General features: G+C 45.7%; 19 protein-coding genes. 7 read left to right on the top strand and 12 right to left on the bottom strand.

Annotation, left to right across the window (positions count from 1 at the left end; genetic code table 11):
• Window positions 1-14 precede the first annotated feature (14 nt).
• The 5 genes from MHH86_RS01490 to MHH86_RS01470 all read right to left on the bottom strand — a co-directional run bounded on the left by MHH86_RS01490 (window position 15) and on the right by MHH86_RS01470 (window position 10,304).
• On the bottom strand, window positions 15-791 hold the full coding sequence (locus MHH86_RS01490) for an ABC transporter ATP-binding protein (RefSeq protein WP_036687325.1): 777 nt from the start codon (window positions 789-791) through the stop codon (window positions 15-17).
• A gap of 12 nt (window positions 792-803) precedes the next feature.
• The gene (locus MHH86_RS01485) at window positions 804-1,844 is read right to left on the bottom strand and encodes an ABC transporter substrate-binding protein (protein WP_036687322.1); all 1,041 of its coding nucleotides are present in this window, start codon (window positions 1,842-1,844) and stop codon (window positions 804-806) included.
• Between the two features lie 22 nt (window positions 1,845-1,866).
• On the bottom strand, window positions 1,867-3,321 hold the full coding sequence (locus MHH86_RS01480; protein WP_076107352.1) for an aryl-sulfate sulfotransferase: 1,455 nt from the start codon (window positions 3,319-3,321) through the stop codon (window positions 1,867-1,869).
• Between the two features lie 25 nt (window positions 3,322-3,346).
• A complete protein-coding gene (locus MHH86_RS01475; RefSeq protein ID WP_036687318.1) occupies window positions 3,347-3,886 on the bottom strand; it encodes a MarR family transcriptional regulator in 540 nt (179 codons plus the stop codon).
• A 526-nt stretch (window positions 3,887-4,412) separates the two neighbouring features.
• The gene (locus MHH86_RS01470; RefSeq protein WP_342479602.1) at window positions 4,413-10,304 is read right to left on the bottom strand and encodes an S-layer homology domain-containing protein; all 5,892 of its coding nucleotides are present in this window, start codon (window positions 10,302-10,304) and stop codon (window positions 4,413-4,415) included.
• 256 nt (window positions 10,305-10,560) lie between these two features.
• Between MHH86_RS01470 and MHH86_RS01465 the strand changes: the two genes are divergently transcribed.
• Window positions 10,561-10,947 carry a hypothetical protein gene (locus MHH86_RS01465; protein WP_038568262.1) on the top strand — a complete coding sequence of 129 codons (387 nt, stop codon included), beginning with the start codon at window positions 10,561-10,563 and terminating at the stop codon, window positions 10,945-10,947.
• A 105-nt stretch (window positions 10,948-11,052) separates the two neighbouring features.
• Here MHH86_RS01465 and MHH86_RS01460 read toward each other — a convergent pair whose 3' ends face one another.
• The 3 genes from MHH86_RS01460 to MHH86_RS01450 form a co-directional block, all read right to left on the bottom strand.
• Window positions 11,053-12,069, bottom strand: coding sequence for an AI-2E family transporter (locus MHH86_RS01460; protein WP_076101160.1), 1,017 nt, complete (start codon window positions 12,067-12,069; stop codon window positions 11,053-11,055).
• A gap of 140 nt (window positions 12,070-12,209) precedes the next feature.
• Window positions 12,210-13,394, bottom strand: a complete 1,185-nt coding sequence (locus tag MHH86_RS01455) for a polysaccharide deacetylase family protein (RefSeq protein WP_081384015.1) — start codon at window positions 13,392-13,394, stop codon at window positions 12,210-12,212.
• Between the two features lie 210 nt (window positions 13,395-13,604).
• A complete protein-coding gene (locus tag MHH86_RS01450; RefSeq protein ID WP_036687313.1) occupies window positions 13,605-14,162 on the bottom strand; it encodes a transcriptional regulator in 558 nt (185 codons plus the stop codon).
• Window positions 14,163-14,357: 195 nt separating this feature from the next.
• On the opposite strand from MHH86_RS01450, the gene MHH86_RS01445 reads away from it, so the two are divergent.
• Genes MHH86_RS01445 through MHH86_RS01420 form a run of 6 tightly spaced genes read left to right on the top strand, consistent with a single transcriptional unit; the run spans window position 14,358 to window position 19,579 of the window.
• Complete coding sequence (locus tag MHH86_RS01445) at window positions 14,358-15,263, top strand: sugar ABC transporter permease (RefSeq protein ID WP_212592207.1); 906 nt, start codon at window positions 14,358-14,360, stop codon at window positions 15,261-15,263.
• Between the two features lie 25 nt (window positions 15,264-15,288).
• Window positions 15,289-16,134: a carbohydrate ABC transporter permease gene (locus MHH86_RS01440; RefSeq protein ID WP_051491496.1), complete on the top strand. Its 846-nt coding sequence runs from the start codon at window positions 15,289-15,291 to the stop codon at window positions 16,132-16,134.
• Between the two features lie 35 nt (window positions 16,135-16,169).
• Window positions 16,170-17,516: an ABC transporter substrate-binding protein gene (locus MHH86_RS01435; RefSeq protein WP_081389413.1), complete on the top strand. Its 1,347-nt coding sequence runs from the start codon at window positions 16,170-16,172 to the stop codon at window positions 17,514-17,516.
• A gap of 15 nt (window positions 17,517-17,531) precedes the next feature.
• Complete coding sequence (locus MHH86_RS01430) at window positions 17,532-18,320, top strand: HAD family hydrolase (RefSeq protein ID WP_036687306.1); 789 nt, start codon at window positions 17,532-17,534, stop codon at window positions 18,318-18,320.
• An 11-nt stretch (window positions 18,321-18,331) separates the two neighbouring features.
• Window positions 18,332-18,658, top strand: coding sequence for a multidrug efflux SMR transporter (locus MHH86_RS01425; protein WP_038574002.1), 327 nt, complete (start codon window positions 18,332-18,334; stop codon window positions 18,656-18,658).
• Window positions 18,659-18,709: 51 nt separating this feature from the next.
• Window positions 18,710-19,579, top strand: coding sequence for a metallophosphoesterase (locus MHH86_RS01420; protein WP_036687304.1), 870 nt, complete (start codon window positions 18,710-18,712; stop codon window positions 19,577-19,579).
• A 94-nt stretch (window positions 19,580-19,673) separates the two neighbouring features.
• On the opposite strand, the gene MHH86_RS01415 is transcribed toward MHH86_RS01420, so the two are convergent.
• From MHH86_RS01415 to MHH86_RS01400, 4 genes are read right to left on the bottom strand one after another with little or no spacing between them, the layout of a single operon-like run.
• On the bottom strand, window positions 19,674-20,123 hold the full coding sequence (locus tag MHH86_RS01415) for a hypothetical protein (protein WP_036687301.1): 450 nt from the start codon (window positions 20,121-20,123) through the stop codon (window positions 19,674-19,676).
• Window positions 20,124-20,156: 33 nt separating this feature from the next.
• Window positions 20,157-21,074: an ATP-binding cassette domain-containing protein gene (locus MHH86_RS01410; RefSeq protein WP_280513446.1), complete on the bottom strand. Its 918-nt coding sequence runs from the start codon at window positions 21,072-21,074 to the stop codon at window positions 20,157-20,159.
• Window positions 21,067-22,086 carry an ABC transporter ATP-binding protein gene (locus tag MHH86_RS01405; protein WP_076215534.1) on the bottom strand — a complete coding sequence of 340 codons (1,020 nt, stop codon included), beginning with the start codon at window positions 22,084-22,086 and terminating at the stop codon, window positions 21,067-21,069. Before MHH86_RS01405 ends, MHH86_RS01410 begins: the two co-directional genes overlap by 8 nt.
• Before the next feature lie 15 nt (window positions 22,087-22,101).
• Window positions 22,102-22,947 carry an ABC transporter permease gene (locus MHH86_RS01400; protein ID WP_036687295.1) on the bottom strand — a complete coding sequence of 282 codons (846 nt, stop codon included), beginning with the start codon at window positions 22,945-22,947 and terminating at the stop codon, window positions 22,102-22,104.
• Between the last annotated feature and the right edge of the window lie 3 nt (window positions 22,948-22,950).

The raw sequence follows: 22,950 nt of genomic DNA, 5'->3' as shown, positions 1-22,950 counted from the left end.
TGTCTCACCCTATCCTATTCTTCGAAATGACCTTGAATTTGATTGTATAACGAGTAGAATTCCGGTGAGGTTACGTCCCGCGGATACGCCAGTGTATTGTCATAAATATCTGTAATATTAGAGGACGGTCCTACTGACATAATGCCAATTCGTTCTCCCAGCAATAACGCCTCCTGAATATCATGAGTTACAAAAATCACCGTCTTATGTGTCTGGCGCCAAATGTTGACCAATTCCTTCTGCATCGTTCGGCGCGTCATCGCATCCAGCGCACCAAATGGCTCATCCATTAGCAGAATCGCTGGATCATTCGCCAGCACCCGAGCCAGCTGAACACGCTGCTTCATACCCCCAGACAGCTCCTTCGGGAACTTCTCCTCATGCCCGTTCAGCCCAACAAGCCCGATGAACCTATCCGATATTGTGTGCCGTTCCGCCTTTGCGATTTTCTTCATCCGCAATCCGAACTCCACATTCTGCCGGACGGTTAACCAAGGGAATAAGGAGGAATCCGCCTGCTGGAACACAACCGCCCGATCTCTGCCGGGCTTATTCACCTCTACATTATCCACCCGTAGATGCCCACCAGATTTGGAGACAAACCCGGCGATCATATTCAGCAGTGTTGATTTCCCGCAACCACTCGGCCCAAGCAGAACGAAGAATTCCCCACCTTTAATTACGAGATCTACATCTTTTATAATGTAGTGAATGTCCCCAGCAGTTGGTTCGCTGTAGCTTTTACGGAGCTGCTCAATATGAATGGTATGCTGCTTAGCAGGTAATGACATTCTGAACTCCCCCTATTTCTTGTACGTAACCTCTTCTGGCAATGCCTTCGCCAGCGGCTCAAGATTCAGCTTGCTATCCAGATCGAAATCCTTCTCGATGATTCCGTTGTCGACCATATATTTCTTCTGCTTGGTCAAACTGTCATACGCTGCTTGAGTAAATCCTAGTGCCCACGGATTATTCGGCAGGTCTTTTATCGTAGATTCCTTAGGCTGCTTCACTTCCTTATACATCAGATCAGCAACCTCATCTGGGTGAGCCTGAGCATAGGCTCCAGCTTCATCCACCGCTGCTAGGAAATTCGCTATACCTTGCGGATTCTTAGCCGCAAAATCATTTCCCGTTACAATCCCCATCCCCAATCGAACCGTGGTTTTAGACATATCCGTCAGTTCATGAACACCTTTAAGCGCATAGAGCTTATCATTCAGAACCGAACCATAAAACCATGCTCCATCCACAGCACCTTGCTTCAAAGCGATATAAGCTTCATCAAAGGCACCCTGTCCTATTAACTCCACATCACTGAGAGCGGCATTATGCTCTTTCAAATATTCATCCCAAAGGTACGGAATGAAGGTGCCGCGTATGAAACTCAGCTTCTTTCCCTTCAAGTCTTCAGCCTTCTGAATATCGTCCTGTACGAACAATTTCCATTCAGTGGACGCTTCATCAGTCGCTAATCCCGCCGAGGCGATAATAGCATAATCGCCCTTCGCCACTGCGTTCAGCAAGGGGAAGTCTGCCCCGAAAGCCACATCCACCTGTTTAATAAAAAGGGCATTTACACCTTCCGCAGGGGAACCAAAGTTGACTAGTTCAGCGTCAATCCCGTGTTTGGCAAAGATGCCTTTATCTAATGCCACCCGAAAAGTGGGATTCGTATTGATGTCAGCAATTTTTATCTTTAATATCTCATCTTTGCTGTTCGCCGCTCCCTCTTTAGAGGCATTAGAGGCAGCCGCATCGCCCTTGGAGCTGCAGCCCGATAAAAGGATAACCACTGATAAAGATAAGAGCAGAAAGCTTGAGCTGATCCATGATTTTTTCAACCGACACATCTCCTCAAATTTGTTAATTTACCTTGCGGCTGCTGCCTTCATCCGTCGTCGCCACACAAGCAGCTCCTTCAACAAAGGGCAGGGTTGTCGCCACACTTACCACAGAATCCGATCCTTTAGGTGCAGCCCCCGGGACTCTGAACTGTGTTACGTCTATTGGCTCAATCGCTTGTTCAACTGGCGCTTCCAACTGTGGTACCCAGGCATAAGGCACACGGTAGGAACGATAGACCATGTTGGTATTTCTGGAGTCCGTAAATGGCGAGATATATTCCCATACCAGTTCATGTTCTGGCGTAACCTCAAAGAGTCTGCCGTTAGAACCTTCTGTAATTAAGGTATTGCCATTCGGAAGCCGTTGAGCTGAGCTGATATATGGACTGTAGAATTTATAAGAATCGGTTGGGACAGAGAAACCAGCTTCTGCCGCTGTATATTGCCACTCAATCTCAAGAGTCACGGGATTAATCTCCAGAATTCGCGAGTGGTCGCGGAGTGCATTTTTTTGCCCAAAAGGAGAAGATGGATTTGGAAGACCATAACCGCCCCAGCCCCCGTTATCGAATACAAGTAAGTTACCTTCTCCCGGCAAACCTTTCGGAATGATGTGCGCATGATGCTGGCCAATGATCCAGTCGATATGCTTCACTTCTGGCAGCGAGTAATCCGGACCGATTCTCCAAACGATGGCTCCGGTACGCTTATCCGTTATCGCAATAATATTTGCTTCCCGCGCATCCCAGATCACGTTATCCGGATGGAAACGCTCGTCACCTGCATCGTAAAACTTATTGGGTCCTACATAAGAAGCCGAATTGATATGCAGCCAGTCCCCAACACCGCCACCTAGATTTCCGAAAGAGCGTGAGTTAGGATCACGGAATAGTACATTTTTGGCAGCTTCATCAAAGCCTAGCTCATCAAAATGTTCATTTGGAGCCCACTCCCAGACGATATTCCCCTCCCAGTCCACCTCAAGGATCGTGTCATCAAGCAATTGTTTGTCGGAGATCTGAGGATTGTAGATATTTTTGTGAGCAAGAATTAGCGTTTTGCCACTGTCTACCTTGGGTTCAAGCCCTGGTGCAAAATATCCGACCGGATTGCCTTCGCGCTGATAGTCATGATGCTGGCGGGCATACCAGAGGGGTTCATAACCCGGATCTTCTATATGTTCATAGCTGTTATATTTCCACACGATGTTCCCATCCCAGTCCACCTGTACCAGATCTACATTATCCTGTATGCCGAATTTGGGATCTCTTCTTCCTGTGCTGCCCAGCACATAACCACCCGGGAAGATTTTAGCCGGAAATCCAAGCAGCCCCTTCCACAAATGTACCTCTTTACCGTTCATATCTATCAGTACAACACCTTCTTCACCAGCTTGAAATACAGTATAGCCACTCCAGGCTTTGTCAGGGTTATATACGGTTGCTCCAGTTGGATAAATGGTTGAATGTCCCATCGTTCATCTCTCCTATTTTCAATTTTTAGTAGCTAAGATAATTACTTTTTTTGGTGGTTGTTCGTGGCTTCTGTTCAAGGGTTGGAGAGGTCTCTGCATTCTCCTTGGCGAGCTTCAGCAGGATATCCGAGAATCCTTCTAAATTGCTAATGATCCGCTGATAAAAGTCATTTTGCTGCGCCAATTCCTCCTCTGTAAACCCCTCAAACAAAAGCGAAATACATCGTTCTCCGATGTTGCTGTTCTGCTCCGCCAGCTTGCGGCCTTTATCCGTAATATCCAGCATTACCGTTCTACGGTCGCCTTCTTTACGTCTGCGCACGGTATATCCACCCGCCTCAAGCTTATCGCTCAATGCGGTAATCGCACCTGAGGTGAAGTCTAGTTCATCCGCTAAGTCTCCTAGCCTTTGCTCACCATCGCGAATGATTTTGTGCAGAATCAGCATGCCTGGTAAGGAGATGCCTGCTACGGCGACCTTATCCCGCTCTTTCACGAATCTGCGAACCGCCTTGCGAAATGCCCAATCTGTCTCCTCCAGCTGTCTCCAATATTGTTCGCTCATGCTTACCTCTGCTTTCTCCCAATCAGCCCATAAAAAAAGACTCCCAGCACCTACCCCTGACAAGGGAAAAGTACGGGAGCCTTTGGTGGTCCAATCAGCTCGGTTGAATTATTTCACTGTTCATTTAATTACTGTTTAAGTATTGGTGATATCATATACCCCTTTATTCCTACCTGTCAAGTGCGTATTTTTAAGAATTCAAAAAAAGAGCACTCACAAAGGTGCACTCCAACTTGTAAGCTTATTGACCACTTTCCAGTACAAGCGCATGACTGTCTTCATCATAAACCTGCATAAAAGATTATACGGCCGGTAAATAACGCTCTAACCGGTAAATATATTTTACCCGATTCCTGAAGTGGCAGATTGGAGATATTTAATTTTAAAAATTAATCCAAAATATTATATATGAAAAATCATATGAGTAGTGAGAATTTCCTTTTTTCATAGAAGAACATGAAGACTACACGCCAAAAATGACAAAAAGCAGACCAGAGTCACCTCTGCCTGCCTTTGCCATCCAATCTTATAAATTAATTATTCCATATAACAGTTTTGCGATTTCAGCGCGGGTTACTTTACCACGAGGGTCAAAGTTATTGTTGCCCTTGCCGTCAAGGATTCCCTTAGCCTGTAAATCAATGACTGCTTGCTTCGCCCACTCAGATACGCTATTCATATCCTTGAAGCTTGCAGTAGCAGCAACGGAAGCTTGCGATCCAGCTTTATACTGCATCAGTTTCTGCAAGACAACTGCCGCTTCCTCACGGGTAATTGCATCTTTAGGGCGGAACTTGCCATCACTGCCTTGGATCAATCCAAGCTGGACAGCTTTGTCTATCGACTGTGCATAATAAGCATCTTTAGATACATCTGCGAAAGCACTCTGGGCGATAGCTCCACTTGCCTCATCCAATCCGAGAGAACGAATGGCCAGTGTAACAAAGTCTGCGCGGGTTACATTCGCCTGTGGTCCATAATGCGTATCGTCAATCCCTTTAATCACATGCTTAGCCGTCAGCTTGGAAATATACAACTCTGCCCAGTGGCCAGCAGTATCCCTAAATTGCTTATGGTATTCCAGCACCGCAAAGGAGGAAAAGTGATTTGTTGTGAAGGTAACGGTATTATCCTTAAACACTCCACCCAAATATTCCAACGTGCTGCCATTTACATAATAGACACCCGCAAAATCCGTATCGAGCTTAGCAAGCTGTTCCTTAGTCAGCGTCAAGGTAACCGTAACAGTACCTTTAAGCTGATGGATAGCTGTTTCTTTGCCGCCTGCTGATGTACTGAGGTTCATCGTAACGGTAGCTCTAGCTGGACCCATTCCAGCGACATTGGCCTGTACAGAAATCATACTCATATCAATGCTTAGTAGCAGCAGATCACTGCCTGCCGGGATGGCTGGTAAGGAGCTTGTCGGTACGCTCAATGTAACGTTAGAAGACACAATATTCAGGTTCAGCTTCTTACCGATAGCCTGTTGTATACTCGCTGCATCAAGAGCAATTCTAATCTGATCTTGAGCCGAAGCGGCTCCGCCTACGCTAATCTTTAGGCTTCCCCCTGTAGCAGCTTCTTCTATCCGCTTCTTCAAGGCTGACGGATCAGCTGTATACGTTCCATTACTTCCTAATGTAAGTTCAATGTTTCCTTTTTCCGCTACCGGTGTGGTGGTAGGCGTTGGAGTCACTATTGGCACTGGTGAAACTACTGGAGGTGCCGTTGTCACCTCAGGTGTTGGTGTCGGCGTCACTTCTGGCGATGGCGATACCTCAGGTGTCGGCGTTACCTCTGGCGACGGTGTTGGTGTCACCTCTGGTGTCGGCGTCACATCCTCTTTTCCAGTGTAAAAGCCCCAGATATCTGAAAGCACACTGCCGGAGTGATCATCCTCAACCTTTGTGTACCATTGGTAGTAGCTATCCGGATTTAGCTTACTCCAAATGACCTGAGTCTCCGCGCCACTCTCTACTTGTTGATTGGCCGAAATTTCCTGATCGCTGTAAACCTTGACTCCGATATAGTCGGTAGCCACACGTTTAGTCACAGGCTGTAGATCCAGATCCAGAACGAACTCATCTTTGCCTGGATATTCGTCTTCATCATAGTAGTTATAATCATCCAAATAAGGCGAATAAGTCTTCACGCGAAGTTTGTTATTAGCAACATCGAACTGAAGCAGACGGATATAGCCAAGGCCTCCTTCTTCAGCACCTTGATAATCTGCCAGCATTTGATAGACACTGCGGTCTGGAATACCGTCACCGTTATCATCCAGCTCGTCCACCTTAAGCTCAGCATCATGATAATGGCCGGACAGTGCTGCGATTACGTTTTTGTTAGGTTTCACAACCATCTCAAAAATCTTATCCGCAATAGGTGCACGGTTATTAGAAACCAGCAAATATTCATGGAGACAAAGAATCGCTTTACGCTCTGGATAACGGGCAACGATCTCATTCATCCATTCGATTTCTTCCTCAGCCAATCCCCAGCCCATGTATACAATAACAAAATCATTTCCGTTCGCAGACACTAAATCGTAATGGCCCCTGTTGTTGTCATAAGAGCCACCGAAGGTCGGCATATTCTTGAATCTCCACTCCCCAAAATACTCCCAGAACTTCGTGTAATCCCCGGTTTGATGGCCTACGTCATGATTACCCGCAAGAACACCATAAGGAATGTTAGCTTCCTCCAGAACCTTCATGTTCCGGTCAGCTTCCTTCCACTCATACTCCTGATAGGATTTATCCACGACATCTCCTGTATGGATTACATATTTCAGGTTCAAGCTCTCTTTGTTGTCAGCTATCCATTCTACATTTTTACGGTAAATGTAAGGGTAGCTCTGTGAATAATATTGTGTATCAGACATCCATACAAAAGAGAAGTCATACGTATCTTGTGTTACTGTAGGTGCTGTCTTAGCTACAGAAGCAATTTCGTCCTGAACCATTACAGCAATGCTATTTCCATTAGCATATGCTCCAGCTGTAACCGTGGATTTCAGCTCAAAATCCTCTGTTCCAGCGATTAAATGATCCAGCTGTACCCATTTTTGTTGAGCAGGGCTCCAAGCGTAGAGACTTACTTTACGTCCCGGCAACGAATTCCCTCTCCATTCAATATCTACACGATCTGACGCCTTAACCGACTCATCCAGCTTAATTTCATAACGCTGATAAGGGAATTGATCAACAGCATCATTAATTAAATATTGTCCGTCCACCGCACTTATTTTACTGTAGTCGTCACCGCTAAGCGCTTGTTCGCCCGCAGGTTCGGATTGTTTCGGCGGCTCTGTATCGGATGCGTTTATAAACCCAGCAAAGCCGTGCTCTGGATGGTTAGCATCGTACTTGAATCCTCTAAAGAAGGTAACGTTTATCTTATCCTGATTAGGATCTTCAACCTTAACCTTTAAAGTCGGATTAGTACCTACAGCAGTCTCCCAGTTCGTAGGAGAAATAAGCAGTGGTGCAAATGGATTCTCATTCGGCACATGGAATGCAATTACCTTTTCTGCCTGATTGCCGATCTTATCCAAGGCTGTGATAGAAAGCGTATGATCCCCAGCGGATAACTTCCCGGATGAAGTAGCATAGGGCAGTTCAATGACATTACCGTCCAGCTTCACACTGACCTTATCTACACCCGCATAGGTATCCTTAACTTCAGCAGCAATTTCAAAATTGCCACGGTAAGTTTGTCCTTCTTCTATCGATGCTTTAATGGATGGTGGCGTGTTATCGACAATCACGTTTGATGATACTTTCGTTCCACCTTCGGTAAGCGTTACTTTATGTTCTCCGTCAGGTACTTCTTTAGTATTCCAGTTATACGCCTTTGAACGGAACAAATCCGCTTTCAGATCGAACTGGAAGCCGAGGGATTCGTGCTTACCTGCGCTGTCCCCCATCTTGATTTCCTTATCACGTTCTGCATAAGCCGGATCCCAAATTTCGGTACCGTCTGCCAGCAGGAGACGAACATTTTTCACTTCAAAATCATCCTTATTCTCCTCAGGACGAGGGTCAAAGGGGGATGATTTAGAGCCCGCCCGAATGTAAATCACATTATCCGCGCCCACTTGTAAAGCGGCAGAAGAAATAGGAAAAGTCAATGTAGTATACGTAGTAATCGGGTCCATAAAGGTATACAGAATACTGGCATCTCCTAGTTCTTCCGGTCCCATCGTGATGGCATTTTTAAAATAATAGTCCACATTTTTGGCTTCAAATACAAAGTAGGCATCATTCTCAAGGGCAGTATATGCCTCGTTATTGCCCCGTAGCAAACTGTCGATGCTCAAGCCTAAATCATCAGCCTTAGCGGTGGCAGAGGTTCCTTTTACGGTCACAGAACCATTGATCAATTGCCCCTCCTTCACGTTCAAACGAAGTGGGGATTGATCCTGTCCTCCTGTAACTTTTACTTTTATTACTGGAGATTGTGTTTCATTCGTTCCATCAGAAACGACAAAGTAATATTGAATTTCATTTCTGCCAATCAAATCAGCAGAGGTCAATTTAAAGTGATACAAGCTGTCGTTGAAGTCTTGGGATAGATTGTGGCTAACAGCCTCCGGCTGCTTGTCCGAAGATACTCTAACCTCCACAGAAGTAACAGCTTTATTGTCATCAGCAAAAGCCTTCAAATCGAGACCCATCGACTGGTCAATCTCCGTTACGCCCGTCAGATCTTCTACTGATGGTTTCTCTGTATCCGGCTCCACATGGATCGGCGTGTTTGGAAGTTGTGTTACATCCGTATGGCCTGGTGACGGAACGGCTGAGCCCGTACTGATCTTGAGCATTTTGCTTAGTCCATTGACAGGATACTTGTATAGAAGGGCTTTATTTTCTTTAGTATCGTCACCTTTAGCTCCACCATCGTAGGTGAGGTCTGCATCATAATACGCGGAGGAAATTTCTTTCTCCGTGTTACTTTTGATTACGACTGCCCGGCGGCCTGAGTTCGCCATACCATCGCTTTTGATCAAAAAGAGATTGGTGCCTTCAATTAAGTTTGTGTTGAATTCTGTATTGAAATCATTAGCAGTGTAAGTGCTATTTGCACTATTAATAACCCAAAACACCACGGACTGCTGTGCAGGAATCAGAAAGTTCTCTGGTGTCGAAGGCCACTTCACATCAGAAGCGTTACCTTTATCAGGATAACGATAATAGACCTTGTAGTCCTTGAAATTAACTGGTGCATCGGTATTGTTATAGACCTCAATGAATTCAAAAGCGTCGCTGCTCGTTCCTTTTACATTCGTCGAGTTTGGCAGTAGCTCTGTGATTAACAACGGTGGCACATTGTTCGGATCGAACGCCGGCAGATTCACATGAACAGAATAACTCTCTGTCACATTGTTAACGCGGATGCTGTAATGCAGCTCCGGCTCTTCCAGCGCAGCTGCAGGAATCATTGCCGCATAATCGTCCCCACCTTTTGAGGTCATGGTGATTACCGTATCTTTCACCTGAGAAGGAGAGCCATACTGTAGCTTCACTACGGGTAGTGATCCATCTGCCCCGCTTTCCAGATTAGTAATCTTCGCACTGATAGGAAGATCGGCTGGATCAACACTACTCTGTGCGATATGTTCAATCACTGGCTGCTTGTCCCCAGGAACTAGCTCAGGCACTTGTTCTGCCTCTACGGTTCCAGGCGTAGCCACAACCGTTCCCGAATTCGCCATGAGGTTCATAACAGAGCTATCTGCCTGCAAATATTGATAGAAGATCCCGTTATTCTCCTTCACCTGTTCTTTTCCATAGGAAGCAGAAACAATTAACGTATCTCCTGCATTGCTTTTAATTTGTAAATTACGCGCAGAAGTATTAGCCATCCCCCCGCCACCGTTGATCCGGAACAGATTCACTCCTTCCTGCAAAGCTGCAGAAGGACTAAAGTTTTTGATGAAATCCTCCGTAGGAACATTCAGATTATTGCCGTTCATAATCCAGAAAACAATATTTCCATGCGCCGGTATTACAGCATCACCATTAGGTGCCCATGTATCTTTGTCATTATAAAAGAAATAATAATCCTTAAAATTAACCGGCTTGTCCGTATTATTGTAGATCTCAACAAACTCGTAACCATCTACAGAGGTTCCATCTGTCCCTTTTACATTTTTAGTATCCGGAACAACTTCTGTAATCAGTAATGCTCCTGGATGGTTAGGTACCGCGTACACATCTGCCATTACAGTCGGTTGACTTAAAAGCGTGTCGAGCTCAACCTGTTCATCAAAATGCGCCTCTAATTCGGAAGATGTCTGCTCCATCTCCAGCTGCTGCTCCTCGGCATATCCTGCTGGAACCATGATTCCAAACATCAGACTGCTGGCAATTACGCTGGATAGAAAACGTTTAGCTTTTGCTGTTATTCTCAAAACTCCGAACACTCCCCATTTGTTTGATTGTGATTCAATGCATAAATATGCATTGAAGCTCATCTGGAAAGTATACCTGTGGTGTATTATCGCTATATCATAGCCGTGTTAAATCTTTAGGTTATTTTTAATATTGCTTAAGCTTCAGTTCAGCTTCACGGGTTACAATATAACTAGTTAGAACCCATTTTAAACGATACTTTAGACGGATGCTTAAGCAAGATAAGTTATTGCAGAACAAGAAAAGAGGACTCTAATGGATATAAAAAGAGTGATCATAGTCGGAACGGTAGTTGTAGTGATGTCTTTTGGAAATGCTTGGACTAGTCTTACCGCTAATGCAAGTTCGCCTGTAAAATGGTCCACCGCAGAGGTCGCGGATCAAGACGAATTATTGGAGGTACTTAACCAGCCAACGGACGAGGATCTATACGAGGCCATATATGACGGTAAGTCACTTCAAGATATTGCATCAGAACAAGGCCAAGATATTGAAGCTGTAATCGATCTACAAGTTGCCCAGCTAACGGATCAACTGGATTCACGGTTAGCCGCTGGAAGCATAACAACCGAGCAGTATGCGGCATATAAAGCGGAGCTGAGGGACATCGTTTCAGATAGTGTCCATACTTCCTTCGGTTAAGGGAATACATACAGCGACGCTGTAACATACACAAAAAACCCGGCTAGATGGACCTTCCATTTAGCCGGGTTTTGTATGTTTAATATTTATTTTATAACAGAATCCCTAAGTTCCTATCTTGTTCTCTCTATTAATCTCCAGAATATCAAGGAAGAATACAAAGATCGGAATCCCCAGAATCAGACCCCATACCCCGAGATAATGCTCAGAGAATAACAACACGATAAACGTATAGAACATAGGCAAATTCATTTTGGATGACATCAGTTTAGGATTTAGGAAGTAGCCTTCTACAAAATGCAGTACGGCAATCATTGCCAGTACGTATATCGTCATGACTAGGCCACCAATATTGTAACCAATAATACAAAGTGGGATTAGCGAGATAACAAAACCTACTACCGGAATTAAACTGAGCAAGAAGATCATAATGGATAATGCGAAAAGGTAAGGAAAACCTAAAATCCAGAGTCCGATCACCGTAAAGCATGTATTAAACAACGCGATCAGAATTTGTGCTTCGATCACTTTTCCGAAAGAGGAAATAAATTTTCTGCCAAAATACTCAAGCTCTACATAGAACCAAGAAATTTTGCTCTCTTTAAGGCGGGAAGTGAAACTAACGATCCTGTTCTTCTCAAGTATAAATACAAAGCTCAAAATGGTTGATAAAACAAAGCTGGTGCCCCAATTGCTTATTTTCAAGACATATTCAATACCGTCTTTCATGTACGACTGATAGTTCAAATCCTTAAGCTGGGCGAATATATACTGCACTATATCATTCTGCGGGATGTTCTCAGGGGTCAAATTGGTCAAAAAATTCGTTAACTGTTTAATCTGTATGAAAACCTTAGGCAGATAATTAACGAGGGTTATGACAACTACAGCGATTAAGGCAAGGTATAGAATAACAATAATCACTTTGCTGTTAACTGCTACATATTTGTTAATGCGTTTCGTGAGCAGCACTTGAAAGCTATTCATTACATACGCAATCAAAAACGTCAACAGTACCAAATTAAGCATATCTCTAATGCTGAATAGCAGCAGAGCAACCAATCCTAAAATCAAAAAACGCCGGACCGTTAAATTTGCGTAATAACGCTTAAACAATTCCATCAGTTCTCTCCATTCGCCTACCAATTAGTACTCTGTTTATAGTCTACAGTAAGGAATTCACTTATAGCAACTAGTGATTCGCCTAAAATGACGAAATTACTCACTTTTTGTAATCTCATCATCAATAAAAGTGACACTTTTCATGCTCCTGCATCCATATGAGTCAATTCAACGATTCGGCGTTTCGGATCATATTTCATATCTATATGCAGATCTTTGCATAATTGATGAAACGGAACCATCAAGGTTCCCTTCCTCATTTCAGGAGAATTCCTTACCATATTCACCTTTTGGTTGTTCAAGGTCAATTCCATGGGCAAATCGATATGCTTCATCTGATCAAGCGTCAACGCAGCGGTAAGTGTCTCACTTCCCCCGTTAATTCGTGCGGCATTCCGATCCGCTCTAGTGTTAATCCCATCCTCAATTTTGAAGGTCAGTGAAATCCCCAGCGAATCACAAACAGCCAGCAATCTGTCATTGTAGGACCCATAAGGAAAAGCAATTGCCGAATCCGTATTGCCCAATTCTTCTTTCAGCCTTTGCTCCGCCTTGGCCAGATCACGTGTAACTCTGCTGTAGTATTCAACATTCATCTCATTCCTGTTCTCATCATCAACATATAACAAAGCACTTGCAGCTGGCCGCTGCCCGCCCTCGGCATCCACAATCCCATAATGGTGTAAATCATAGGTATGACTATAAAATCCCATCCCAGCATGCTTCATTTCCCGCATTTGCTCCCAAGTGAGCTTCGGCACGCTATTCGGATCTGGGTGATCAATTGTAGATACGATAACAAAATTGACGGCTGTATATCCGTATTTTTGCAAAACGGGGAACGCCAATTCATAAAAACTTTCATATCCATCATCAAAGGTCAGCAGCACTGCATTGTCCGGAACTGCGCCGTTATTCAGCATAAATTCGCGGTATTCCGCCATGGTGATCACATGAAAACCTTCCTGCTTCAGCAGATTCATTTGATCGTCAAACCGATCAACCGATAACACCCAAGGAAACTGTGGCATGGGCTTCTCGGAAAGATGATGATACATCAGCACAGCCACCTGATCTCTGTAGTAAATGCCTTTCGGAAGCGGTCCGGATTTCTGCCAGCCGATTTGTGTATTTAGTGCCTGTTCAGCTACTGCCTTCGGGATCATAAGATCATCAGACGAGGCTGGGTTGGCAGCTATCGTCTTTATCATTTGACCATTTACGTTAATAGTAATTGTTGAAGGTTCACGTTGTGTATTCAAAATAGCAGCAAGGCTTAACAGTAGAACTATGATAACAAGCAGCATATTTTTTTTCGTTTTCAATCTCAGAATCTCCTTAACAACATTTCTTGTCCCTATGTAACTATATATTTTATGGAAGTTCCACCTGCTATTGGTTACATTTTCTTCTTATTTTTGTTTCTTTATCATAAAAAAGAGGGCGAACCTCAAGCCTGAACCGGCTTAAGGAACACCCCGCAAAAATGGAGATCTATATACAATTATGTACATCTATATGTGATTGTAGACGGTCTAGGACCTTCTCTTATCTGCGAAGTAATTCTCTTCCCCAAGCTCGTCCACGAACTGCTGCAGCCAATGATAATATTGAACGGCATGCTCCAGCTTCTCCAGATCCTTCAGGCAGAATTGCCGCTCCTCCTCAGACGTATCCACGGCTTGAACCAGTCCCTCCAGCTCAGGAATGACAACGTCCAAGGCTTGCTTCATGACATCAATCTCCCGCTGCAGCTTCATCCCAAAAAAGTTCTTAAAGGTCTGAAAGAAATCTGTTTCCACTGCATACAGATCCTTTCGGTCCCGCTTCTCCTCCAGCTTAGTGACCATCTTGGAAGCCATCAAAGAACGGACCCCATAGCTCATATTACTCTTGCTCATATTCATCACATTCTTCATCTCTTCAAGCGTCATCGGACGGTCTTCAAAGAACATAATTCCATACAGCTGCCCGAATGAATAATTCGCACCATATAGGTCCATCGTCTGAGCAATCGCATCGATCATCGGACGCAGCAGCTGCTCGCGTGGAGATAAGTCTTTATTCTCTTCACCAAAGGCTACCTGTTTCATAGCTGCACCTTCATTCCACTTATAATCTACCCTTCTATTTTACACAAAATAGCAACTACCTGCGCTAATCTCTTAAATTTTTACATAATCTCGCATCGATCTTTACGTCCACTTGACCACGCAGCTGCTCGATGAGTGTACAATTTTTTTTGAACGGAAGAGCTTTCCTCAGAATTATACCGCAAAAAACAGAAGATGGAATGGGGTATCGACAGAATAATGAAACGTTCGAGATTTATAGAGGAGTTGAAACCGGTGCTCTTCACCTTGCCGGCAATGATTCCATTCGTTGTATTTTGGCTAGCGCCATTACTTTATGTATTTTATCTCAGCTTTACCGAATGGGACTTCATGAGCCCCGAGAAAACCTTTGTCGGACTAACCAACTATCTGGATCTGTTCAGCAATCCTGCCTTCTATAAAGCACTTAGAGTGACTCTGTTATTCTGTGCGGGAAGTGTGCTGCCCGTTATTCTGATCGGACTTGGACTAGCACTCCTGATGAACGGGAAGCTGAAAGGCTCCACCCTCTATCAGGTATTGCTGTTCTCCCCTTGGGTCACGCCGACCGTGGCTGTATCCATTGTGTGGTCCTGGATCTATGAACCCGAAATCGGCCTTGCCAATACTGTACTTGATCTATTAGGTCTAGAAAAAATCGGCTGGCTTCAAGATCCTAAATGGGCGCTGCTCGGCGTTCTGCTCGTGACGATATGGAAATCGGTAGGCTGGGCGATGATCTTTTACTTGGTAGCACTACGCAATGTCCCTACGGATCTGCTGGAAGCTGCTCAACTGGATGGAGCAAATGCTGTTCAAAAGTTCATCCGCATTACCTTACCGCTTATCTCACCAACGACACTGTTTCTGTTCATCGTACAGATCATCGGGGCGTTACAGGCTTACGACCAGATTAACGTACTTACACAAGGTGGACCCTCAGGATCAACACGCACCTTGCTCTATATGTATTATCAGTCTGCTTTTGAAGCCTTCCAGATTGGAGAAGCCTCTAGTGTCGCAATGGTTCTGGTATTTATATGTATGCTGCTATCCGTAGTCTCGCTAGAGGTTAGTAAACGGACAACCCATTATCAATAACAACTGCTGTAAAGGAGAACGACTGATGAATGCAACGATCGTACGCGTGGGCAAGCTGACCCGCCATCTATTTTTTACAGCTATTGCACTGATCATGGCCTTCCCCTTCTATTGGATGGTCACCAGCGCCTTAAAAACCAATGATGAAATCTGGCAGTCTCCGCCCACAATCTGGCCTAAGGATCCGCTGTGGAGTAATTTTTCAGCCGCCTGGCACGAAGCCCCTTTCTTCAGATATATGGGCAATAGCATATTTGTCGCTGTGTCGATTGTTATTTTGCAGGTAATAAATTCCGGGATGATGGCCTATGCGCTTACGCATATGAAATTCCGCTTCAGAGGGCTGTTCTCAGGCGTTATTCTTTTCGGCTACATGGTTCCAGCCACCGCTGTTTATCTTCCCGGATATTTGGTATTGTCCCAGCTCCATCTACTGGATTCATATGCCGGATTAATTCTATCCAACTGTGTAAGTGTCTTCTCCATTTTTCTAATTCGCCAGGCCTTCCTTCAGGTTCCCCATGAGCTGGTGGAGGCTGGAGAAGTGGACGGTTCCTCACATATGCGGATTCTGTGGACCATTCTTGTCCCCATTACACGTTCTTCCTTTGCTGTGCTAGCCCTGATCACCTTCATTGATCAGTACAATAACTATTTCTGGCCGATGCTGATCACCAAAGACCCTAATCTCCAGCTAGTCTCGGCGGGTCTGCGTAGTTTCTTTACTCAAGGAGGTGCTTACGGATTAAAATGGCCGCTGATCATGGCCGCTAGCGCATTCACCATCGCCCCGTTGCTGCTAGTATTTCTACTAGCTCAGAAAACGATCATGCAAAGTGTCAACATGACCGCTGGTTCCAGCAAAGGATAAGCTAACAATTCTATTTTAATAAGAGGAGAATGATGATGAACGTATTGAAGAGACTGTCCACCCTGTCTTTGGTTGCCGGATTTACAATGTTAACAGCTTGCGGAGGAAATGCGAATACAGGCAATGTTACAGCGGCAAATGGAGCTTCTTCCTCCCCCTCCACAGAGGCTGCACCCACACAAAATGCGCCGGTAACGATTGAATTCTGGTATGGTCTCGGCGGCAAGCTTGGTGAGAATATGGAGGCACTGATTCAGAAATTTAATACCTCTCAGCAAGAGGTCATCGTCAAAGGTATCGCGCAGGCAGACTACACTGAAACCGAACAGAAGCTGCAAGCAGCTATCGCTACAGGGAAAGTGCCTGCGGCTGCTCTCTCCTCCAATGTAGATTGGGCCCGTAAAGGATATTTCGCTCCGATAGACGAGCTTATGGCACTGCAGCCAGATTTTAATAAAGAGGATTTTGTCCAAACCTTTCTAAATCAGGGCCAGGTTGATGGTAAGCAATACTTCCTGCCGATGTATGGAACAACGCAGGTCATGTACTATCGCAAAGATGTTTTTGAGAAGAATGGGATTGATGCGAGCACACTAAAGACTTGGGAAGATCTAGCTGCCGCAGCTGCGAAAATGACAGTGAAGGACGGCGGCAAAACCACCCTTTATGGTTGGGAGCCTATGTGGGGTTCAGGGAACATGATTGATGCCGTACTCAGCAAAGGAGGCACTATCCTTAGTGAGGATGGAAAACAAGTTATGGTCGACTCTAAAGAGTGGATTGAAACCTGGGATTTGTTCCGCAAGTGGATTCACGAGGATAAGATCATGCGAATTCATTCCGGCGGTCAAGGCTGGGAGTATTGGTACAAGACGATTGACGATGTAATGAAGGGTCAATCCGCAGGCTACACCGGCTCCAGCGGCGATCAGGGCGACTTGGACTTCAGCATTGTTTCGGCTATGGAGCAGCCAGGCTGGGCAGGGATCGGTGAGGGCAAACCCGTAGCCCAAGCACTTATGGCCGGCATTCTATCCAAAGCTAACGACAGTGAAAAGGAAGCAGCTATGAAATGGCTAACCTACTTCACAAATGCTGAGAATACTGCGTCCTGGTCCATTAATACGGGATATATTTCGGTGCGCCAATCCGCATTGCAAGACCCGGCATTTGTGTCATTCAGCGAAAGCAATCCACAGATTAAGGTCCCATTGATGCAAGCTTCTCATGGTTCTGCACCTTTCCAAGACCCAACTGGCGGCAAAATTAACGATGCGTTGACAATCGCCGCAGATAAGGTGCAAATTGAGAATATCCCAGCAGCACAAGCACTTAAGGAAGCACAAGAAACGGCACAAGCAGCGCTTGATAAATTAAAATAAAGGGCGGTGGACTTCATGTCTGAGCTCATCACTCCGCAAGGCAGATACACTGTAGCAGCTATTCTATTCGATAAGGATGGTACGCTGCTCCAGTTCGTATCCCTCTGGGGCAGCTGGGGCGAATGTTTTTTAGAGAGATTCACGAAGTATATGAAGGAAAAAGGACTACAGATTGCAGAAGAGCAGCTCCCTGCATTAATGGGAACTATACACAATGCCCAGGGGAGCATTACCGATTATGATCGCAACGGACCGCTGGCTATGGGGACTATGAGTGATCTTTATGCCATTCTGTCATGGCAGGGTTATCTGCAAGGTTTATCTTGGGCGGAGTCCATGGAGCTCGTCCATCAATGCCGTCTCGAAGCGGATGTTATGTTAGAAGAGAAACGCCCTGTTCACACCCTTCCGGGACTTCATCGTTTTCTTGATGAGTGCGTGAGTGCAGGCATCCCTCTCGCCGTGGTGACCGCAGATGAAACAGAGGCCGCAGACAAACATCTCCAATGGCTGGGCATACGGCATTATTTCTCCGAAGTAATTGGAACAGATCTTGTGGATCAGGGTAAACCTTTCCCCGACATGGTGCAGTTGGCCTGCAAAAGGTTAGCCGTGGAACCCGCGTACACAGCGGTTATCGGCGATACTAACGGGGATATGCGAATGGCTAAAGCAGCGGGTGTACAGGTAGCTATCGGCCTAGCAGAAAGCGAAGGTACTAGTGCTTCAACACATATTCTCCCGGATGCAGATCTCATTGTACAATCTTATGCTGAGCTCAGAATTGAGGTTACTTCCCTGTGAGAATAGAAGGAATGTGGGCATGGATGTTTCTGACGCTGGCTATTGTGTTCGAACTCTCAGGGACCATCTCAATGAAAATATCTCAGGGGTTCACCCAGCTCTGGCCTTCCGTGCTTATGTTCCTGTTCTATGGGGCCAGCTTCACCTCCCTGAATTATGCTCTCACCTCGATTAAGGTAGGCGTAGCTTATGCGATATGGTCAGGAGCGGGAATCATCCTGATTTCCTTCATAGGAACCCTGTTCTTTGAAGAAAAGCTAACCCTATCCTCACTACTATGGATAGCCGTCATCATTGTCGGGATCATAGGACTGAACATTAGCGGCAAGACGCATTAGCGAACAGCAACAGTATTGGATAGGTTCATAGATGAAGGAGGATGCCCAAACATGAGTACGAACACATCACCTGAAGATAAACCAGTTATCACCTTTCAGATCATTACGGATACCCATGTCACTGCTGACCGCAATCATGAGTACAATCTTAACTTCGAGCTGGCACTCCGTGATATAGCAGCGCATGGGGAAGGCAGCAGCGGGATTATGCATATCGGTGATGTCACAGACCACGGCTTCCCTGCTGAATACGAAGAAATGCTTCGTATCCTCAAACAATATAAAACCGACCTGCCCGAGATTACCTTTACCTTAGGCAATCATGATGTGGGGCTCGGAAATTGGGAATCACGTTTAGGAATGTATACGTCACAGACCGGAATGTCCGGACCCTATCATGATCACTGGATCAATGGCTATCATTTTATTTTGCTAGGGACGGAGCAAGGATTGCCCAAGTTCTGTGATCTCTCCTCTGAGCAGCTTGATTGGCTGGAGCATAAGCTTGGAGAGCAAGCTTCACCAGAGCAGCCTATCTTTCTCTTCCTGCATCAACCGCTTAAAGACACCGTAGCCGGATCACTGGAATCGCAAGATTGGTATGGTGTCACACAAGATAAGGAATTAAAAGAAATTCTGTCGAGATATCCCCAGACCTTGTTATTCACTGGACATACCCATTGGGAGCTGGAGGTAAACAACACTATGTTCCCTGGCCATGGAGAGATCGCAACGATGTTTAATGCTGCTTCTGTCGCCTATCTTTGGACTAATGAAGATAAACATAAGACGGGCAGCCAAGGCTTCTATGTGGAAGTGTATAGCGATAAAGTGCTTGTCCGGGGCAGAGATTTTAAGACAGGAAGCTGGATTGAGGCTGCACAATATGAGGTAGCTTACCCAGCGGTAAGCGTATATTAATGATAAGCATTTAAGCGAGAAATATAACAAAAAAAACGATTGTGCACAGGGAGTCCTTCCCCGCAACAATCGTTTTTTACTGTAGCTATTCAGCTTATCGTCCAATGGGCGCAATCCGGTAGACAGCTGTATCTCCATCCGCTGCCTTCGTATCGCTCTCGATCTGCCAACCGAAGGACAACACAGAGGCCAAACGTTCCTTCTCGGCCAAGGTTAAAGCCACCTCAGCGGCTTCTTTACCTTCCTCAAGCTCCAGAGCCGCTTCTTTGCCCAGAGCTACCCATATCCAGCTGCGAATCCCACGAATCGTATTGTATTTGATCTGATAGCCTGTCTTCACCGCTTGCCCGAACAACTCCGGCTGCTCTGACTGCAACGCGGTCAGCTGCTTATAATCAAATTGGTATTCGCTCTCGTCAACGGGCAAATCGCCCTCTGCCACTTTACGAAGAATATCCTCATCAGACCACCCCAAGGAGCGGAGTGATTCCACCAATAACGCATCCCACTGGGATAACTTTACCCGGTTTAAGTTCTCTGACATTCTGATCCCTCCCAATCTATATATAGAGTCTAATCATACCGTAAAATCATAAGCAACATAATGGCCCGGGCTTACTTCCTGTAGTGTAGAAGTCTCAGCTCTGCCGTACTCTTGCGAGTATCCGTCTAAAATAATTCTCTGATTGGCCCGCCGGGGATCCGTCTCCAAGATGGAAGACAGCAGCGCCTTTGTATAAGGATGAATAGGATTATCGTACAGCTCATCACTTTCGGCTACCTCTACTAGTCGACCGCCATACATCACGCCGATCCGGTCAGAAATATGCCGTACCATCGACAGATCATGTGCGACAAAGAGATAGGTCAAGCCAAATTCGGACTGCAAATCCTCCAGCATGTTCACTACCTGGGCCTGGACAGACACGTCCAGCGCTGAGATCGGCTCATCACACACGACAAACTCAGGTCTTACGGACAATGCTCTGGCAATCGAAATCCGCTGGCGTTGTCCACCGCTGAATTCATGCGGGAAGCGGTAGAGATGTTCTCTTTTTAAACCTACCTTTTCCAGCAATGCCGCAACAGCTTCTTTGCGTTCTTCACCTTCGTGGATGCCGTGGATTTTCATAGGCTCACTGATCAGATCAAGCACATTTAAGCTTGGATTAAGTGAAGAATAGGGATCTTGGAAGATCGACTGAATGCGTCTGCGAAAAGGTTTTAACTGCTTCTCTCCAAGCTTGCTCAGCGGCTGCCCGTCAAAAGACACTTCACCGTCTGTGTAATCATATAAGCGCAGCAAGCAGCGTCCAACCGTGGACTTGCCGCTTCCTGACTCTCCAACCAGCCCAAAGGTCTCTCCCTGACGAATCTGAAAGCTTACGCCATCTACTGCCTTAAGCACCGATGTATCGCGTCCCCACATATCCTTACCTTTGGAGAAATGTTTTTTGAGATTATTTACGTCCACTAGAATCTTATTGTCACTCAACCGAACCGCTCCCTTCAACGCCAGCTACGGCTGGAGTCTCCTGCACACCATCTGCTAACCAGCACATCGAACGGTGACCGGGCGATAATTCGATTACCGGAGGACGTTCGCTGCAACGGGCAAAAGCATTAGGGCAACGCTCCATAAAGGGACAGCCAGAAGGAGGATTCAACAAATCCGGAGGTGTGCCTTCGATTGGAATTAGACGTTCACGCGATTTGCCGTCACGTTTCGGAATCGAGCGAAGCAGACCTTTCGTGTAAGGATGCTGTGGGCGGTAAAAAATATCCTCCACCGTACCTTCCTCCATCACTAGTCCACCATACATTACGATAACCCGTGTACATACCTGAGCCACCACACCCAAATCATGGGTGATCAGTGCTATAGCTGTACTGGTATTATTTTTTAGCTCTTTAAAAAGTTCAAGAATTTGGGCCTGTATCGTTACATCAAGCGCAGTTGTCGGCTCATCCGCAATCAATAGCTCTGGCTGGCAGGAAAGAGCCATGGCGATCATGACCCGCTGCCGCATCCCGCCGCTGAATTCATGCGGATACTGCTGCAGCCGCTGCTCAGGATTATTTATACCCACCTGCCGCAGGATACTTGCTGCTTCTTTGAACGCTTCTTCCTTATTTAAGCCGCGATGCCGCCGGATGACCTCCGTAAGCTGCTGGCCGATTTTTTTCACAGGATTAAGAGAGGTCATGGGATCCTGAAACACCATCGCTATGCGGTTGCCACGCAGTTTTCTCCACTCTTTTTCCGAAAGGTTAGATAAATTCTCACCACGAAAATTGATATTTCCAGCGATAATTTTACCCGGAGGTGTAATCAACGACATAATCGCCTTCGCAGTTACACTTTTCCCGCTTCCGGATTCACCAACAATCCCTACCGTTTCTCCAGCATCTATATGAAAGCTAACGCCACGAACTGCCTGATTCTCCCCATCTCGAGTTTGGAAGGAAACCTTCAAATTCTCAACAGACAATAGCCGTTCCGTCATGATGTCTTCACACTCCTATCTTCGGATCAGCTTCGGTTCAAAGCCAACCCGCAAAATATCGCCCAGAACATTAAAGCTCAGAACCGTTAGTAGTATCAATAACCCCGGGAACAATGCCAAATAAGGTGCCTGAGCGATATATCCCTGTGCATTGTTAAGCATACTGCCCCAAGTGGCATTCGGAGGTTGTACCCCGAACCCAAGGAAGCTTAGGGACGACTCCATCATAATCGCGGAAGCGATATTATTCGTCGCACCTACAATCACAACAGGTACTAGCCCCGGAAGAATATGACGCCAGATAATTCCGAAGTTGCTCTGGCCGGAAGCTTTTGCATATAGTACATATTCCCGTTCTTTAATCGTCATCGTCTCCGCACGAATCACACGGGCAATGTTCATCCACATTAATAGAGCAATAATTAAAATGATGTTTCCTACACTCGGCTTCAGAAATACGCTGAGCAGCAGCAGCACAAGGAAAGATGGAATGGACATCACTACATCAAGCATCCGCATCAATAGATTATCAATCCATCCGCCAAAATATCCACTGATTACGCCCACCGTCACACCTATACCCGTGGCAATGATCATTGAAGCAAAACCAACTAGCAAAGATACCCGGCCACCATACAAAGCTCGGGCAAAATAATCCCGGCCGTAATCATCCGTACCAAACCAATGATCCGCTCCGGGCGCTTTCAAACGTGCCAAAACATCCATTGCATTCGGATCATGTCCGGACAAAAAAGCAAATATAGAGCCTAGTGTGAAGACGATTAAAGTAATGAGGGCTGCGACACCCAATTTATTCGTAAATAGCTCATCTCCAACACTTTTCCATTTACTGCGATTCATGAG

It is taken from the genome of Paenibacillus sp. FSL F4-0097 (genome assembly GCF_038593125.1).
Lineage (GTDB): Bacteria > Bacillota > Bacilli > Paenibacillales > Paenibacillaceae > Paenibacillus_AQ > Paenibacillus_AQ odorifer.
Note: the sequence above shows the minus strand (reverse complement) of the source record. Positions and strands in the feature narration are given on the sequence as shown.